The following is an 18,642-nucleotide window of genomic DNA, read 5'->3' as shown; positions in this document are numbered from 1 at the left end:
AATGCTATACCATGGGGGAATACCCCCATGGTATTTTCTTGTTTCTTAAAATTGATTTTGTAAAATGATTATTATGAAGGGTAAAAGTTTTTTTTTCCTTATTCTGGCGTTTTTTTTAGGTTTTAATGCTTATTCGCAGTATTGCAGTGTAACTGCACAAAAATCGGATTGGGAATATATCAAGGAGGTGCAATTTGGTAAAGTTGATAACAGTTCTGGTTCAGACTTGTACCACGATTACACATTATCATTACCAGCTGTATTGTATATTGGAGAGGAGTACCCTCTGACCATTAAAACTGCAAGTTACGCATCTACTGATGTTCTTGAAATTTATGTAGATTGGAATGCAGATAGCATCTTTTCTGCTGAAGAAAAGCTAAATGTCACATTTACAGGCGAAGAGAGTAAAGAAGGAATAGGCCAGGCTACACTTGTTCCCACTGCAGACTATGAGGGGAATAAGGTCCGTTTACGCATTGTCTTATATGATTCTGGTAGTGCACATGATTCATATAGTAATGCATGTGGAAGTTTTGAATATGGTGAGGCAGAGGATTATTTGTTTGAAGTCAAATCAATCTCAACTCCCCCTGAAGTCGATTTTTTCGTCGACAAAACCTCCGTTTTCACTGGGGAGGTTGTCCAATTTTCAGATAATTCGTCGTTGTTACCAACAGAGTGGGAGTGGAAAATTGTACCAGAATCCTTTGAATTTGTCAATAACACATCAGCTACTTCGCAAAATCCCAGGGTGAAGTTTACTCAACCTGGTAGCTTTACCGTAACCTTGATTGCAGCTAACAGTTATGGGAAAGATAGTTTGGTTAAAGAAAGATATATAAAAGTTAAAAACTTTAGCGCACCAAAAAACCTAACGGCACAAGCCGATGGTAATCAGGTTGAACTAACTTGGGAAAAACCTAATATTCCAAACTGGTATGGTTATGTCGATAATGTTTCAGCATGTAAAAATTTGGTGCTTACTTTAACAGATATAGCTACAAAGTATGATGATGCAAATCTTGACTTTAGCTTCCCTATAACAATTTATAAGTTAGGTACTGTCTTTTTTAATAGTTCCTCATCTCCTTGGACAAACGACGATTTTAAATTTAAGATTATTAAATGCTCTGATAACTCCTTGATATACGAATCGCCTTTGTTACCAGCGTTTCACATGGTTGCGGCCGAGCATGAACTACCTAGCCCTATTACAATAAACGAACCGTTTTTACTGGTTATATCTACTCCTTCTACCGATGGAACCCCAACTGCTTTAGCTATGGCTAATTCACCAGAGAACATTCATACAGTTGTCTGGAATTCAGATACCAAACAATGGGAGAATTTTGTATCAAATGATGTTGGCTATGAACTGTATACAAAGATTTATATCGGACATGATGAAAACTCTAAAAATAATAATAGGTCTAACGCATTTAAATACCCAACATCAACTAAAAACTTTGAGCGGTACATTGTTAAGGATGCTGTAACAGGGATTAAAGCGGATGAAAGCCCCAAATTACAAGGATACTTGCTTTATCGAAATTCAATTCTTGTAGATTCTATTGGCTCTCCATCTATTGTAACCTATAAGGACACAGCATTGGCAGATGGTGAATATACCTATGCTTTAAAAGCTTATTACTCTCCTAGTGGTGAGTCTGTGTTTTCTAACTCTGTAACTGTAACGGTTGATAATTCTCCTGCAGATATAAAGGTTGTTTATTCTAATGCCGAAATTAAAAATAACGGATCCTTAAAATTCCCCTCTAATGTTGAGGTCAACACATCAAGAACAATAAATTTGTTAATTAAGAATGTTGGCCGATCTGAACTTAATATTGACAATATCTCTTTAAGCAATGATTTGTTTGAAGTAGTAGATACTCCAGCTCAATCAATCTCGCAAGGTCAAAGCACAGAACTTCAGATAAAATTCTCACCAGTTGCCGACGGCCCTCAATCGTGTGTTGTTACTATAGCTACTAACGACCCCAATGAAAATCCATTCAAGTTTACAGTAAATGCAATTGCAGGAATGGCTCAATGGACTTGGATGATTTACATGTTGGAGGACAATACTGGTTTGGATGGGGTTAAGGATATAAATGAGTTAGAAGTGGCTGGTTCAGTTGAAGGGCTTGTAAACTACGTTGTGCTTTGGGACGCTCAGAATGATGAGAACGACGGGGTTTGGTATATTAAGAAAGATTCTAAAGGGTTCAATCGTACCCTAGTTTCGGATAAAATTCCAACCGATTTTGGTGTTGATTTTAACATGTCATATGCCTCAACGTTAACCAAGTTTTTGAATTGGGTTAAGGATAACTATCCAGCAAAACATTTTGGATTAACCATGTGGGATCATGGCGACGGTATCTTTAAGAGTGGAAGTGCCTTGCCTAGTATCGATAAAGGTTTTGTTGGAACCATGAAACTTTGGCAAATGAGCGATGCCCTTGAAGGGTTTGTTCAAGATATTGGACATAAAATCGACGTTATAGGTTTTGATGTTTGCCTATTAGGGCAAATTGAGACTGCGTATCAATTTAAAGATTTGGCAAAATATGTAATTGCGTCAGAAAAAACAGAACCTGGCGACGGTTGGGATTATGCAAACTCATTTCAGGCTCTCACTGATGACCCATATTTAAAATCAGATTCAATTGCTAAAATCATTTGTTCTACTTATGCTAGCTCATATAGACCCAATGGCTCTGCTTACGAAGCTAGCTCTACACAGGCTGTTGTTTCTGTCGATTCGTTAGTACAGGTACTCGTGCCAAAGCTTGATGATTTTGCAAATGTGCTTATCCAGAATGTTACAAACTACAAGTCGGAAATCAAAAGCATCAAAGACAATACCTATGCAGCTCCAGGCTCAACTGCACCTTTGGATAATCCTGAACATCGAGACTTGGGACACTTTGCAAAACTAGTTGTTGCTAGTTCTTCATTGCCCGATGATTTAAAAGATGCAGCTAAAAAGATGCTTAGTGCTTATGAGAAAACAGTAATTCTGCACGAGTATTCAAATGAAGAGAATGCTAACTCTACCGGAATGAAAATCTGGTTCCCCGAAGAGGTTCTAAATTCTGGTTCTGCTACACTTTTTTACACCAAACCTAAGGATTATATTAAGTTTGGAGAGACTAAGTGGCTCGATTTTCTTAAGGCATATCAGAATCCTCCTGTTACTGAGCCTCCAAAGGCTATTTTTGAGATTTCTGCTACCGAAGTAGCTGTTAATAATGTGGTGGTGCTTAAAGATCAATCGCTCCAAAGTCCAACAGAATGGGAGTGGACCATTACTCCATCTGATGGTGTAACCTTTCAAAACTCTACAACTAGCCAATCGCAGAATCCAAATGTAGTATTTACAAAAACAGGATATTATACCGTTGGCTTAAAAGTTACCAACGCATTTGGGACCGATGATACCGTCCGTGTAAATGTTGTAAAAGTTACCAACCCACAACTTGAACAGCTAGGCGAGCTAAAAGCTGAGGTCGATAAAAATAATGTAAGGTTGAGCTGGTCAAGTGAAGCCATGTTTTCAAATGACGATTTTGAATCATATGAAACGTTTAGCACCTCTTTTGGAGCATGGAAACAGGTTGACCGTGACGGCTCTGAAACCTATGGGATCGATGGTTACTCGTGGAATAATGCAGGTTACACTGGTTCGTTTATAGTTTTTGATGGAAACAAAACCACACCAGCCCTGCAGGGATGGGTAACCCCTTCAGGAAGCCAAGCTTTAGCTTGCTTTGACGCAATAACTCCCCCAAATGACGATTGGTTAATATCGGCAAAAATTAATGTGAAACAAGGCGACTCGTTGTCATTCTTTGCTTGTTCGCTAAACGATAATTACGGTCTTGAGAGAATCCAGGTAGGTATTTCTACAACAGGCAGAGAACCTGAAGATTTTACCATGGTTTCACAATCGCCTTACATTGAGGTTCCAGCAACATGGACAAAGTATAAGTTTGATCTTGCTGAATACGTGGGAAAAGATATTTATATCTGTATTCATGTTGTGTCAAACGATTCATGGTGCTTATTCCTTGATGACATAAGTGTGGGCGGTTCAGAAGGTACCTCAACAAGTCGAAACAAGATGTTGTCTGTTCCAAATAGTATTATCAGGAAGAAAGCGAAAGGCAATTCTTCCATAAATGTGAAAAATGAACCTTCTGGTTACCTGGTATTTCGCGACGGAAGCGTCATAGCAGAACTAGGGAATGACGTGTTTGACTATACCGATACTGGGGTTGAGCCAGGTAAGTACTACTATTATGTGAAATCATTCACTATTCAAGATGGCGATACCTTGTACTCAACACCAACAAATTATGTTGAGGTTAATATTTGGCCTACTGCTATTAATGCTGAGCATGCTTCAAAGTTACAGCTTTATCCAAATCCAGTAGGTCGAAACTCAGCTTTGACACTTAAGGTTGATGAGGTTGCATCAAGATGGGAGATTTACTCCTTGTCTGGAGAACTTAAATATTTCGGAATGATGGACGGAAAACAAGCTGTAGTTAATATTCCAAACCTTGTTCCTGGGTGTTATCTCATAAAACTTTACGGTTCTAGACAGGTATATGTCAACAAACTGTTTGTTCAATAAAACTTTAACCAAACCTAAATCTAATAAGTATGAGAAGAACAGACCTTAAAGAGAAGTCTCTTTGGATTATTCTAGTTGGGATTTCCTTATTGGCACTTTCGTATGTGTCAAAAGGTCAGACAATCCTTTACGAGGGATTTGACTCTGAAATTCCTGCTAGTTGGACAGTTTCTGCTGAGAGTGGCTCTGTTTTATGGAATTATGCTACTACTGGCGGAAACCCTTCAACCACCCCAAAAAAAGGTGGGGGAATGGTGCGTTATAATTGCTATAATGCCACTGCGGGGTCGGCATCTTTGCTTCAAAGCCCTGAATTAACTTTTCCAAATGGATCTACCAGTGTGAAATTGGAATTTTGGATGTATCGCGATAATGGATTCTCAAGTAGTGACGATTTACTTGAGGTGTATATTAGTAATACTACCGATTACACAACAGGAGATAAATTAGGAGAGATACATAGAAATATCTCAAAAGAACCAACCGTTGCCGCTAACGGTTGGTATCTTTATTCATTCCCAATTCCTTCTAGCTACTTGTCTTCAACTGCCTACCTAACCTTTAAGGGGATTAGCGCATATGGTAATAATATTTTTGTTGACGAGGTTAAGGTATTTTCTCCTTTTGCAAATGACCTTAAAGTTGAGAGCGTTACAAGTAACTCTATGGTGCCTCGTAATGACGAGGTGATAACTTTCACTGCTAAGGTGATTAATGTTGGTGCTGATACACAAAACAATATCGCACTAAGTTTTGAAATTGATGGAAATGCCATTGGACAAGAAACAATAACTTCTATAGCTCCAGGTGACACCGCTATAATTAGTAAGGATTGGACTGCTACAGAGGGAAATCACACCCTTTTGGTGCAACTTCCTGCCGATGATGATGTTGCTAACAACTCTTACTCTGATAATTTTACAGTTTATGGGCCCAACTCTTTGGTTGAGAATTTTGAAAATGAATGGCCTCCTATGGGGTGGGAAAGTAATGGTTGGACTCAAGGTAGTTTTGGTGCTTTTGAAGGTAGTAAATGTGCATACATCTCATCTTCACCTGGGAAAAGGCTTGTTACACCTAAACTCGATATTGATGCAGGTTCAAGCCTCTCATTCTACGCTAAAGTTGGGTATGGTAGCAAAACTTTTAAACTACAGTACTCAACAGATAAACAGACCTGGCAAGACATAGCCAATAGCGATGTAGAACTAAATAATGAGTATAAAAAGTTTACAATACCATTAAATTCTCTTACTCCTGGGCAATACTATTTGGCATTTGATTATGAGTTTAGTTATACTAGTGTTTATATTGATTTAGTTGCTGGTCCAAATTTAGTTGTTGAAGCACCTAATGCTGCAACAAATCCTTCACCTACCGATGGCGCTACAGAACAACAAGTGCTAACAACTCTAAGTTGGGATGCAAGCTCCCAAGGGGGAATCCCTACCGGATACAAAGTATATATTGGAACCGATGGAGGTGGCACATCTACTCCTACTAATTTTGTTAATGGTGAACTTGTTAACTCAACCTCTTATACGGTTCAATCTGCCTTGAATTACAGCACAACCTATTACTGGCAAATTGTGCCCACAAATAGCCAGGGTGATGCAGCTAATTGCCCTATATGGAGTTTCACTACAATGGCTGACCCTACTCAACCTATCCCTTATTCTGTTGACTTCAACGACGGTGTGATACCTAACTCCTGGATTGTGGATAAGTTTAGTGTACAGGATAAAGGAAAGGACAACTCTAAATCGTTGAGTGTTGATTTGTCATATATATCCGATGCCTCTTTTTCTACCTGTCCAGTAGGCCCTTTAAATGCAAGTACACAGCTCGTATTTGATTATCGGATTTGTAAACCATCTTTTGTTGGTTATCCTCAAGAAGCATATGAACTTACGGCAGATGATAAAATTGAAGTTTTGGTTTCCGATGATGCAGGTAACTCTTTTACTAATATTTATGAAATTAATTCGTCGAACCATTATAACTCTCTAGAGTTTAAAACTATTTATCTTAATTTGAATTCTTCGTATAATGGTAAGAGTTTAATATTCAGGTTGGGTGCACATACTGGTGGTGGTGATTTTGTAGTAGATATTGATAATTTTATGGTGAGGGAAACACCAACCAATCCGTCACTGGGTGTGAATAGAACTCTAATCGATTTTGGATATCTCCCAGTTACAGAAAATCCTGTTGATTCAATTATAGTTACTAATACTGGTGGAGGCGTGTTGCAAATAAATGAGAGTGATGTGGAGGTGGTAGGTACAAATTCAAGTTCATTTACCATCCTGGCTGATTTCCCAATTGAACTCACTGCTGGTATGTCTTCAGTAATTAAGGTTAAATTTTCCGATTCTCAAAGTGGAGTTAAAGAGGCTAGCCTTAATGTCGCCAGCAATGCTTCGCAAACACCTAGTGTGATCAATCTTAACGCAGAATCGTATTCTCCCTTAACCACATTTTTTGAGGATTTTGAAAGTACCGATGCTGATAAAGTACCCAAAGGATGGACTGCTAATTATTCAGGGTATGGGTATGCAGGGGTCGAGATGAATGCAAATAACGCTTATAGCGGAAGTAAAACAATGCAGCTTTCAAAATGGTCAAATAGCCTTGCTTATGTTATAACTCCTGCACTTGCCGATTTTAGCGAAAATAGGTTAGTGTTTTATGCAAAAAGCTCATTGGAGTCAACTGCTGTGGCTGTAGGTGTGGTATCAAATCCTAAAAATTTAGACTCTTTTGACGAAATAGCATTGGTCAATCTTACCACTGAGTATAAAAAGTATAGTGTTGACTTTTCTTCTTATGCAGGCACAAGTTGTTATATTGCTTTCAAAACGCCAACTGGTGCATCTAACCCTGTAATACGGATTGATGATGTGAACTGGGAAAAATTACCTACAACCCCTATTCTTGCCGTATCCAAGTCATCCCTTTATTTTGGGTTGGCTGTTGTAGGCGATACTCTTTATAGTGTCATCTCGCTCTCTAACCAAGGTGCCGATACTATATTAATTGAGAAATCAAATCTCTCTTTTATCGGTGCAGATTCTTTAGAGTTTTTATTGGCTGATAGTATAGATTTCCCAATTTCAATAGGATCTAATCAGTCTAAAGATTTAGAATTAAGGTTTGTGCCCCAAACCGAAGGTGAGAAACATGCACAGCTCCAAATATCTCACAATGGTTCTAATTCGCCATATAATATACAACTTACTGGGAGCGCTCTTTCTGATAGAAATCTTATAGAAGATTTTAATTCAATTCTCTTTCCCCCAACAGGTTGGAGTAACGATGATGGCTGGGTAAGGCAAACCTTTGCACCATATGAGGGAGTTGGACATGCATATATTTCTCCTGCAAATGAGGTTGTTGACACCAAACTCATTACTCCACGTGTTGTGTTAAATGATGGCGATTCTATTGTTTTTTACCACAAGACTACAGCATACTCCGATTTCCCACAGTTGAAGGTAATGTACTCAACTACTCCTGCAGGCCCTTGGTCGCAGGTTGGCGATGTTGTAAATGTAAATACCTATTCTTATACTAAGAGCAGGGTAAACTTTACCGGCGTCACCCTTGGAACCTATTATGTTGCTTTGGCAGTAACTAGCAAGCCTTATAAATCTACTTTTGTAGATTATGTTTATGGGCCTGTAGTTTACACTGAACCCAAATTTACTTCTTCACCTGATTCCATAGCATACAAAGGTGAAGAATATAGGTACAATGTGTCGGTTGTTGATAAAGATGGTCAAAACATATCAATTACATCTAGCAACATTCCTTCATGGCTCACATTAAACGATAATGGTGATGGAACAGCTGTATTAGTTGGTGTGCCATCTGTATTAGGCGATAATACGATTGTCCTTGAAGCCTCCGATGGAGTTTCAACGGTGAATCAGGAGTTTGTTATCTCAGTTGTCGAAAGCAACCACCTGCCTGTATTCAGTTCTACTCCGTTGACTGAAGCAACGGTTGGAGAAAGTTATGAGTATCAGATAATTGCTTCCGATGAGGATAACGATGCGTTAACCTTCCAACTAGTAGAGGCACCAACTTGGTTATCTCTAACCGATAACGGCGATGGAACTGCAGTGCTTAATGGTATTCCTACAGCTCCTGATACTGCTTCCGTTAAGGTTCAGGTTAGCGATGGCAAAGGTTCAACAACTCAGTCGTTTGAAATAGAAGTAAAACAGGCTAATGTAGCTCCTACGTTCATAACCGAACCTAAAGTAAAAGTTCAGGTGAACGGATACTATAACTATTCAATTAAAGTTTCAGATGCAAACGGCGATCCTATTACCATTAAGGCAAATAAGAAACCTGGTTGGATGTCGTTTATCGACAATGGTAATGGAACCGCTGTTTTAAGCGGACTCGCATTCAATGAAGGTGTGTATGATGTGGAACTAGAGGCTTCTGATGGTGTGCTTAGCACAAAACAGACATTTACAGTAAAGGTGTATACTAATCATGCACCAACTTTTACCTCTGTTCCTGTCGAACTAGGATTAGTCAATGCTGAGTATGAATATCAAATTGTTGTTAGCGATGAAAATGACGACAATGTTTCTCTATCGGTAAGCGAAAAACCAGACTGGCTTGAATTTACTGATAATGGTGATAATACTGCATCGCTTAAAGGTACTCCTACAAGTTCAGGTAGCTTTAACGTGGTAATATCTGCTACCGACGGAGTCGTATCGTCAATTCAACAATTCACTATACACGTTAAAGAATCCAACTATACTCCTACATTTACAAGTAGCCCTGTGCTGAAAGATAAGGTTGGTGTTCTTTATAGCTACAGTATTACAGTGACTGATTCCGATAATGATAAGTTATACATTTCTGCAAATTCATTGCCAAGTTGGTTAAGCCTAACCGATAATGGCGATGGTACTGCGTTGCTAGAAGGTACACCTTCGGAAGCAGGAACTTATAGTGTTGTACTTGTTGCAAGCGATTTAATAGACGATGCAACTCAACAGTTTGACATCGAGGTTGGAGCGGCGAATAACCCTCCTGTTATTGAGTCGACACCAATTCTTTCTGCTACAGTTAACGAGCAGTATACATACGACATAGTGGCTCGCGATCAGGATGGCGATCCCCTTGAGTTTAATGCAGTCACTTTGCCCGATTGGTTGAAACTCGATGTAAAGGAGAATGGCCATGCTACACTTTCAGGTACACCTGTAACATCTGGTAGGTTTGATGTAGAGTTTGAAGTAACTGATGGTTATGAGTCAACTAATCAGAGTTTTACTATAAATGTTGTTGTGTCTGGAATTGAGGATGAGGAAATGTTTTCTATTGAGGTCTTCCCAAATCCAACATCAAGTTTTATTTCGGTTTCAGGTGTTTCAAATGTTGAACTTGTTGAGATTTTTAATGTTCTAGGTAACCGTGTGATTGTTGTTGATTACACTCAGAAAATCGACATATCAAAATTACCCAAAGGCTTATATTTAATTAGAGTGAAAAATAGGGATAGAAGAGTTTTCTGTTCACGATTTGAGGTAATTAGATAGTGTGCTGTTTTGTTTGATAAAAGAGGTTGCTTTTTGCTAAGCAGCCTCTTTTTGTTTTTTACACTCTATATTGTATTGGTGCATAACAAATATATTGCTGGGTGGAATAGTCATATTCTAAGAAATTCTATTTAAGTTAATGTTTGCGCAATTTTTCAAGCTATTTTAAAGGTTCTGTCCTTCCAAATCTCGCAAATTTCTTGTAGGTTTGAGTGGAAATTATTTTAGTATGCTGCGAATTAGTACCAAGTGTTTCATATTAGTTTCTCCTTTTTTATTGTTCATATATGCCTGCACATCCCAAAATAATGAAAGTTCGGCAAATGTTTTCAGGTATAACGAGAGCAAAGGTATTGCTACATTAGACCCTGCCTATGCTCGTAATTTATCTTTAATTTGGCCAGTCAGCCAGCTATTCAATGGACTTGTTCAGTTTTCCGACTCGTTAACAGTTGAGCCTGCCATAGCTAAAAGTTGGGAGGTGTCTACCGACGGTTTGACGTATACATTTCATTTGCGAAATGATGTGTTCTTCCACAACTCACCAGCCTTTAAAGGAGGTTTAGGAAGAAAGGTCACTGCCGATGATTTTGTTTACTCGTTTAACCGAATACTTGATCCTAAAACAGCTTCTCCTGGTATGTGGGTTTTGGGTGTTCTAGATACTTCTTACCCTGGTTTTAAAAACGGTTGTTTTGCACCTAACGATAGTACATTTGTTTTGAAACTGCGGAAACCTTTTCCTCCTTTTCTTGGTCTATTGTGCATGCCTTACTGTTATGTGGTGCCCCACGAGGCTATAACTTTTTATGGAAAAGATTTTGGCCACCACCCTGTTGGAACTGGACCTTTCTTTTTTAAACTTTGGCGCGATGGCGAAAGATTAGTTCTACGAAAGAACAAAAAGTATTTTGAACTAGATTCATCAGGTTTCAGGCTACCCTATATTGATGCTGTTGCCATTACATTTATCCCCGATAAACAGTCGGAGTTTTTAGAGTTTATTAATGGAAAAATCGATTTTATTTCAGGCGTATATGCTGCTTCTAAAGATGAACTTTTAACTAGGGCAGGAAATTTAAATCCCAAGTACAAAGGTAAGATCAAGATGATTACTGGTCCTTATCTAAACACCGAGTATATTGGATTTTTGGTAGATACATCATTGCTCTCAGGCAAAAATCATCTGCTGCTCGATGATCGCTTGCGTAGGGCAATTGCCATGGGGTTCGATAAAGCTAAAATGATGCTATATCTTAGAAATAATCTTGGGTATCCTGCTTATGGTGGGTTTGTTCCTTCTGGAATGCCTGGTTTTAACAATGTTGAATATGGAATATTCTATAATCCCAACAGAGCAAAAGAGTTGCTTGCTCAACTTGGAATTTCAAGTAACAATCCCTTTAATCTCAAAGTTTCAACAACCGAGGATTATCTTGATATCTTTGAGTACATTCAGCATCAGCTAAGTGAATTTGCAATTAATGTTGAAATAGAAGTGCTTCCTGGAGCTGCTTATCGAGAAATGTTGGCAAATGGGAAACTTCCTGTTTTTAGAGGCTCATGGATTGCCGATTATCCTGACCCAGAAAACTATTTGGCTTGTTTTTATTCTAAAAATTTTGCCCCTAATGGCCCAAACTATACGCATTTCCATAATAACAATTTCGATATTTTATATTCAAAATCAATGGCAATTGCTAATTATAACGAGCGGTTAAAGTATTATAAAACGCTAGATTCTTTAATAGTAAATCAAGTTGTAGTTATCCCTCTTTATTACGATAAAGTTGTACGTTTTACTAAAGTAAATATTGAAGGATTAGGTGCAAATCCAATGAATTATTTAAATCTTAAACATGTTAAAATAAGAAATAAAAATGATAATAGTAGCAGATAGTGGTGCAACGAAAACCGATTGGCGTGTTTTAAATAATAATGGAGAAACAGTTGCTGGTTTTGAAACTATTGGGTTAAGTCCATACTTCAACCAAAAGGAGGACTATATGAGTGCCCTAAGTGAAAATTTTCCTCATACTCTAAATCCAATGGAAATTAGGAAAGTCTTTTTTTATGGTTCTGGTTGTGGTACTTTTGAAAGAGGAAATGATGTTGAACTGTACTTGGGTGGGTTCTTTAAAAATGCGCAAATTGAAGCCGTATCCGATGCTTTAGGTGCTGCAAGAGCATTGTTTGGAAAAAGTTCTGGCATCGTTGCCATACTTGGCACAGGCTCAAATATTGCATATTACGATGGTAAGCAGTTGATTAGCAAAACCCCTTCGTTAGGATTTATTTTGGGCGATGAGGGAAGTGGAGCTTATATCGGACGTTTGTTTCTTAGGGCTTTTCTTTACCATAATCTCGACAGCAATTTGGAGGCTAAGTTAAAGAAAGCCTATGATGTAGAACTTACAAATATTCTTAACCGGGTTTATTCAGGTGCTAGACCTTCAGCATACCTTGCATCTTTTGTCCCTTTCGTGTTAGAAAACATTGAGAACCCCATGATTAGTGCCATTGTGAGAGAAGCCTTTGTCGCGCTCTACAAGAATCACCTGTCGGCTTATGATAATTTGAATGATTTAGATATCAGAGTTACAGGTTCAGTTGGTTGCTTATTTAGCGATATATTGAACAACGTGGCGAAAGAGTACGGTTTTACTGTAACTAAATATCTACGATATCCTATTGAAGAGCTGGTTAAATATCATAGCAAAGAGAACTCTTGAACTCATACATACCCGTTTGGGCAATAAGATCTTCGGTATAACTGATGAACTTTTCTCCGTGTTCTTTTTCACCCATTCGAATCATGGTGTTTCCAAGTAGTTTCATAAGAATTATTTCGGGAAGTCTAAATCCTGAAATGCCACAAAGCTCAATAGCATTTCGTATGCATTGGTGGGCAGCTTTTAGATTGCTCTCATGAAAATAGGAGATAGCCCTACTTACTTCGCCGATTGCAATGCCTATGTGGTTTCTGTTTGGGTTTAGCTGACTATAATCTTGCATTATCCTGTTATGGGATTTTGCTGAAATGAAGCCTTGCCCATTCATAACATTATTGAAGGTTTCAAGTATGTTGCCCAGGGCGCTTTGATGTGCAGACACATCCAACTTTTCAGTAAATAAATCATTAAGGGGTTTGAATCGTTTATTTATAAGGTGCAAAGGGATAATTACTTCCCTAAATTTCGCCTTGGAACTAGCGTCTTTGATATTACTATAGCATTCTACAATCTTGTTTTGCCATTTACTTACCATTTTATCTTCCGATAAAAATAGAATACAGCTATAAAACATCGCCATATGCTGAGGTGGCAATTCGTTTGTATTATTACCAATGCTTTCAATTTCTTTCCAGTCAATTCTATTGGTCTCCGCAGATAATATGTTTAAATAAGCATTTGTAATAACCGATATTCTATGTAACTTGTTTTTTTGTGGAATAAACTCAAGCATCTTTCTAAATGCGCCTTTTGTCTCATTTATATCGGGATTTGTGATAAATAATTCGTTTGAAATATGCGGGTTGTTTAAAATTGCTGCGCTTAACTCTTTAACGGTTGAAATATCTCTTTTTGCACAAAATAAAAGTGTTTGAGCAATTTCAGATGAAATAGAAGGTCCTGCCTTTTCTATCAGTTGTTTTAGGAATGATATTTTTTTCTGGTTGTATGCAAGATTAAAAATGATTCCTGTAAGCATATCAAGAGAATTGTCTTCCCAATAGTTGTTGGCAATGAATTCAATTAGACCTGGCGAGAAATCGTATTTTGATATTAGCTCTTGTGCAATAATAGATGAGGCTATTTTTGCATCGCTGGTTTTTATTAAAGTATTGTATCCTAGCGAGGTACTGTAGTTTTTTTCTTCGGAGATAATGCCAAAAGAAACCATTTCGTGATATGCGTCGTAGTAGCTGCCTGCTGTTTTTAGGTGGATTGGATAGAGGCGTTTTAACTCCTTCTTAGTGATCGCTTTGCCGTTTTCAACAAAAGAGTTTGCTATAGTTGTTAGTATGTCAAACATCTCATCAGAAAAGACGCTTTCGGTAATCTTTTTTTGTATAAAAAAGTTGATGATACTATAGGGGTCGGATAGCTGTTTTGAATGGTTTGGGTCGTATGAATTAATAAAAAGTTGTAGGTAAAATGGGTAGGCAATAGTATTTCGTTGTTGAGGCGGCATTTCAAATACTAGAATTCTAAACTTGTTCTTTTTATTAATGGTATTGTCTAAAACACTTTGAATCTCATCGTAGTTTAGAGGAGGGATATTGGCACCATCAGAGTTAAATGCTTCTGGCTCAATATTCATCCAGATTGTTTGGTCGGTTATATATCCTTGAAGTTGTTTCCAAGTAGAGGTTCTTGAGGTGATAATAAATTTCAGATTTGCCACTTTTGAGAACTCTGATGCTAATTCATGAATGCCCTTAAGCAGTTTTTCTTGTTTTATCCCATGTAGCGAAACTTCATCTAAAGCATCAAAGATGAAAAGTACTTTACCAGGTAGATTCTTTATTTCATCATAAAATTTAGGGTAGGAAAGGGGGTCAATTCCAACTTGCCCCCAGAGCCATTCATCTATATTCAAGTTGGAGTAAGAAAATTGTTCCAGTTTTGATGCTGAAATAATACATGTTGCAATGGTTTCGTTTTTATTTGATAGATGAAACTTATGCCAGTTGGCAATCAAAGTAGACTTACCGTACCCTCCAGGTCCAATCAGGGCAAATGCAGTCTTTCCCGATTCTAAAAAATGGGAAAGTAAATGTTCTACATTGTTCCTTCTAACAGTTGTCTCAAATGGTATGCCCGATTTAATTTGAATGGTTCTAAGGCTATGCTCTGTAATTTCAGTGCACTTGGCAAAAAGATGTAGCCATATTTGATGTGCATCAATGTTTTGCTGTGCACTTGGTATGTGCTGCTTGTCAATAAAATCTTGCCAATCCTTAAATTCACAATATCGAGAAAGGATGTCAAGTGTGACACGTGATGGCTTAGAATTCGTACTAAGAAATCCGAATAGTCGCCTGAGAGTTGCTGGGCTTATGTACTCGTTAGTTTTATCAAAAACTTTTTCGGATAAGGTTTTACAGTCGCGCTGATAGGCAACCTTTTTTCCGAATTGTTTCTCTACCTCCTCTATAAGCCGCTTGTGAAAGTCCATCTCTTTGAGTCAAACTATCCTCAAAAGTAAGGATTTATCAATAAATGCATTTAAAAAAGCTTGAAAAAATATTGACACGTTTGACACATCCTGTACACTTGTTTCAAAAGTATATTTGTTCATGTAAAATCAGGGATATGAACAGGTTTATTCGAAAGCATAAGTTAGATATTGGGGTGTTCGTGATTTTTTTTGTTATCACCCTGCTTTTTGTGTTTACTCTGATAAAAACGTTGTCGTTATAAACCACTAATAACAAAGACCTATGTACAGGAAAGTATGGAATCAGTGTTCGCAGTCCGTTTGTTGTATTAACTTTTACAACGAACATGGGATATTGGTAGATGCATTAACCGGTTTTAAAATAAATAAGTCGTTAGTTACATGTGAACAAGCGTTTTATGTAAAGGATGCACGAAAAGTTGAAATCAAGTTTGTTGAATTAGATGCTAATACTCCAAAAGCAGTATTGAGGCTAGATTACCAAGAGTTTGTTGATGACTTAAGGGTTGGGTTTACTCATAACAATTCTGATTATGCTGTTTTCAATATTGATTTCCCTGAGTTCGATTCAATCCCAAGCCTTTCTTTGTGTGAACGTTGGTCGTATCCCATTGGTATGGATATCGCTGTGCTAGGGTTTAACTCACAGGAACATAATCTATCTATCAAAAAAGGGATAGTTTCATCAGCATTTGCAAATAAAAATGGTGTTAGGTACTTAAATATCGATACATTGATATGCCATGGAAATAGTGGTGCGCCTGTTATTGACCCAGAAACAATGCAGGTAATAGCTATTGTTTCCAGAAGGAGCAACCCTGTTGCAAAATCGTACAACGATTTGATGCGCTACATTAAAACCAACATTGAAGAGTTGAGGAAAATAGAGGGTAAGTTTTTTGTTGACGACATTGACCCCATACAGGTACTCATTGCAAATCAAAATCAGATTAAACTTCTTGCTCAGAATATGTTTAAGTACACTGCTACAGGGCTCTCCCAGGCGGTTATGCTCGATCATATTATAACTTACTTTAATGAAAAAGCAATTTTAGAACAGCCCAGAACATCTGGTTTAGGTGTAGAAGTAAACATAGGTCTTAAAAACGAGTAGTTTTTGTTTTCATGGGTTGGTTGGGGGTGTCTAAACCATATTAGACACCCCCATTTATTTTAAGTAACGTTATTGGAGGAATGCAAGAAAAATAATTAATCCTTACCATGTGTAGAGAGGCCTACTGCCACCCTTTTTGTTAAACAATAATAAAATCAAAATTTCTCTACGATTTCTTTAACTAATCTGGTTGCTACTTGTTTAGTTTTGTGAATTCATTACAAAAAAGATTTTGTTATGGCACGCAATAATATTTATATAGATTTTCTGAAAAACGTTGAGCTTTTTAAAGGCTTAAGCGATGAAGAGTTAAAGGATTTGGCTAAAAATATAATTGAACGAGAGTATCCTGAAAATGGTATGCTTTTCGTTGAAAACTCCAAGCGAGAAGGAATACACATTATTTTTGAAGGGCAAGTTGAACTTTTCAAAAGCAACCCGCATGGCGTTGAGCTGAAGTTGTCGCAGTTTTCCAAAGGAGACTTTCTTGGCGAAGGTGTTTGGTCATCGGAAACAACACACTCAACATCTGCTAGAGCTTTAGCTCCCACAAAAACATTGCTTCTTAAAGTCGATGATCTAATATCAAGCCCCGAAATTGCGCGTAAAGTGTTAATCAATATCACCCGTGTGATGCACCGTAGGATGCGAAATGCCAACAGTAGGATGGTGAATCCTGCAAGCCAATACGAGTCGGGAGCTACAAGAATGGAGCATGATTTGCTTGGAGAACGGGAAGTGCCCGCAGAGTACTATTATGGTGTTCAAACACTTAGGGCAATTGAGAATTTTAATATTTCAGGTGTTACACTAAACTTTTATCCCGATCTTATTGATGCCCTTGCCATGGTAAAGCAAGCCGCTGCCGAAGCAAATTGCGAATTGGGCTTGCTTGACCCTAACGTGAAGGATGCTATAGTTAAAGCTTGTACTGAAATTGTAAAAGGGCGTTTCCATAATCAGTTTGTTGTTGATATGATTCAAGGTGGAGCAGGAACTTCAACAAACATGAATGCCAATGAGGTGATTGCGAATAGGGCTCTCGAGCACCTTGGATATTCCAAAGGGCAGTATACCTACTGTCACCCTTTGAATCATGTTAACATGTCGCAGTCGACAAACGATGCCTACCCCACAGCAGTAAAGATTGCTTTAATTCGTTCTAACCAGAAGTTAGTAAATGTCCTTGAGTCGCTTATTGAATCGTTTAAGGAGAAGGGAAAAGAATTTGCCGATGTGCTAAAAATGGGACGAACCCAGCTTCAGGATGCTGTTCCTATGACCCTTGGTCAAGAATTCGATGCTTATGCAGCTACCCTTGAAGAGGAGGTTGAGCGTTTAAACCAGAATGCCAAGCTGTTTTACGAGGTAAATATGGGGGCCTGCCATAGGTACAGGAATTAACTCAGACCCCGATTATCCTAGCAAGGTAATAGCACATCTAAGAAGAATCACTGGGCTGGATCTTGTACTTGCTGCTAATTTGGTAGAGGCAACACAGGATACTGGAGCCTTTGTTATGTATTCCTCGGCTGTTAAGAGATTGGCAATTAAGTTATCTAAGATTTCAAATGACCTTAGGTTGCTCTCCTCGGGTCCTCGCGCAGGATTAAATGAAATAAACCTACCTCCTATGCAGCCTGGTTCTTCAATTATGCCCGGTAAAGTAAACCCAGTCATACCAGAGGTTGTTAATCAAATTGCCTTTAAGGTAATTGGGAACGATTTGACTGTTACTATGGCTGCCGAAGGGGGACAGCTTGAACTAAATGTTTTTGAACCTGTGATAGTTCAAAGCTTATTTGAGTCTATTGAGATGCTTAAAAATGGCATGAATACACTCAAGAATAGGTGTGTCGTAGGGATCACTGCAAACCGTGAGCATTGTAAGAACATGGTTCTTAACTCTATTGGACTTGTAACTGCACTTAACCCCTACATCGGTTATGAGGCATCCTCTCAGGTTGCTAAAGAGGCTCTTGTTAGCAATAAAAGTGTATATGATTTGGTTCTAGAAAAAGGGCTTTTGTCTAAAGAACAACTCGATACAATCTTATCGCCCGAGAACATGGTGAAACCAAGAAAGATAAAGTTTTAGCTTATTCTGTAGAGGTATGTTATGCAAA

Annotated in this window: 6 protein-coding genes and 2 pseudogenes; 7 read left to right on the top strand and 1 reads right to left on the bottom strand. The window is 38.0% G+C overall.

Annotation, left to right across the window (positions count from 1 at the left end; all coding sequences use genetic code 11):
• Nucleotides 1-73 precede the first annotated feature (73 nt).
• From FHG85_RS10030 to FHG85_RS10015, 4 genes are all read left to right on the top strand, one after another.
• On the top strand, nucleotides 74-4,648 hold the full coding sequence (locus FHG85_RS10030; protein ID WP_173075463.1) for a clostripain-related cysteine peptidase: 4,575 nt from the start codon (nucleotides 74-76) through the stop codon (nucleotides 4,646-4,648).
• A gap of 29 nt (nucleotides 4,649-4,677) precedes the next feature.
• Complete coding sequence (locus tag FHG85_RS10025) at nucleotides 4,678-10,218, top strand: T9SS-dependent choice-of-anchor J family protein (protein WP_173075461.1); 5,541 nt, start codon at nucleotides 4,678-4,680, stop codon at nucleotides 10,216-10,218.
• Nucleotides 10,219-10,447: 229 nt separating this feature from the next.
• On the top strand, nucleotides 10,448-12,118 hold the full coding sequence (locus FHG85_RS10020) for an ABC transporter substrate-binding protein (RefSeq protein WP_173075459.1): 1,671 nt from the start codon (nucleotides 10,448-10,450) through the stop codon (nucleotides 12,116-12,118).
• Nucleotides 12,099-12,950: a hypothetical protein gene (locus tag FHG85_RS10015; RefSeq protein WP_173075457.1), complete on the top strand. Its 852-nt coding sequence runs from the start codon at nucleotides 12,099-12,101 to the stop codon at nucleotides 12,948-12,950. Before FHG85_RS10020 ends, FHG85_RS10015 begins: the two co-directional genes overlap by 20 nt.
• Here FHG85_RS10015 and FHG85_RS10010 read toward each other — a convergent pair.
• Nucleotides 12,922-15,399: an NACHT domain-containing protein gene (locus FHG85_RS10010; RefSeq protein WP_173075455.1), complete on the bottom strand. Its 2,478-nt coding sequence runs from the start codon at nucleotides 15,397-15,399 to the stop codon at nucleotides 12,922-12,924. The genes FHG85_RS10015 and FHG85_RS10010 overlap by 29 nt on opposite strands.
• Before the next feature lie 265 nt (nucleotides 15,400-15,664).
• Here FHG85_RS10010 and FHG85_RS10005 point away from each other — a divergent pair, with 265 nt between their 5' ends.
• From FHG85_RS10005 to aspA, 3 genes and pseudogenes are all read left to right on the top strand, one after another.
• Complete coding sequence (locus tag FHG85_RS10005) at nucleotides 15,665-16,516, top strand: S1 family peptidase (protein WP_173075453.1); 852 nt, start codon at nucleotides 15,665-15,667, stop codon at nucleotides 16,514-16,516.
• A 237-nt stretch (nucleotides 16,517-16,753) separates the two neighbouring features.
• Nucleotides 16,754-17,086 (top strand): annotated as a pseudogene (locus FHG85_RS13325) (cyclic nucleotide-binding domain-containing protein); the annotation flags it as partial.
• A gap of 96 nt (nucleotides 17,087-17,182) precedes the next feature.
• A pseudogene (aspA, locus tag FHG85_RS10000) lies at nucleotides 17,183-18,614 on the top strand (aspartate ammonia-lyase).
• Nucleotides 18,615-18,642 lie beyond the last annotated feature (28 nt).

This window comes from Tenuifilum thalassicum (genome assembly GCF_013265555.1).
Lineage (GTDB): Bacteria > Bacteroidota > Bacteroidia > Bacteroidales > Tenuifilaceae > Tenuifilum > Tenuifilum thalassicum.
The sequence above is the reverse complement of the archived record's forward strand: the minus strand, read 5'-3'. Positions and strand labels throughout refer to the sequence as shown.

Excerpts from the sequence above, each read along its gene's own strand:
- FHG85_RS10010 (WP_173075455.1), bottom strand. The coding sequence starts at position 15,399 with ATGGACTTTCACAAGCGGCTTATAGAGGAGGTAGAGAAACAATTCGGA.
- FHG85_RS10030 (WP_173075463.1), top strand. The coding sequence starts at position 74 with ATGAAGGGTAAAAGTTTTTTTTTCCTTATTCTGGCGTTTTTTTTAGGT.
- FHG85_RS10025 (WP_173075461.1), top strand. The coding sequence starts at position 4,678 with ATGAGAAGAACAGACCTTAAAGAGAAGTCTCTTTGGATTATTCTAGTT.
- FHG85_RS10005 (WP_173075453.1), top strand. The coding sequence starts at position 15,665 with ATGTACAGGAAAGTATGGAATCAGTGTTCGCAGTCCGTTTGTTGTATT.
- FHG85_RS10020 (WP_173075459.1), top strand. The coding sequence starts at position 10,448 with ATGCTGCGAATTAGTACCAAGTGTTTCATATTAGTTTCTCCTTTTTTA.
- FHG85_RS10015 (WP_173075457.1), top strand. The coding sequence starts at position 12,099 with ATGATAATAGTAGCAGATAGTGGTGCAACGAAAACCGATTGGCGTGTT.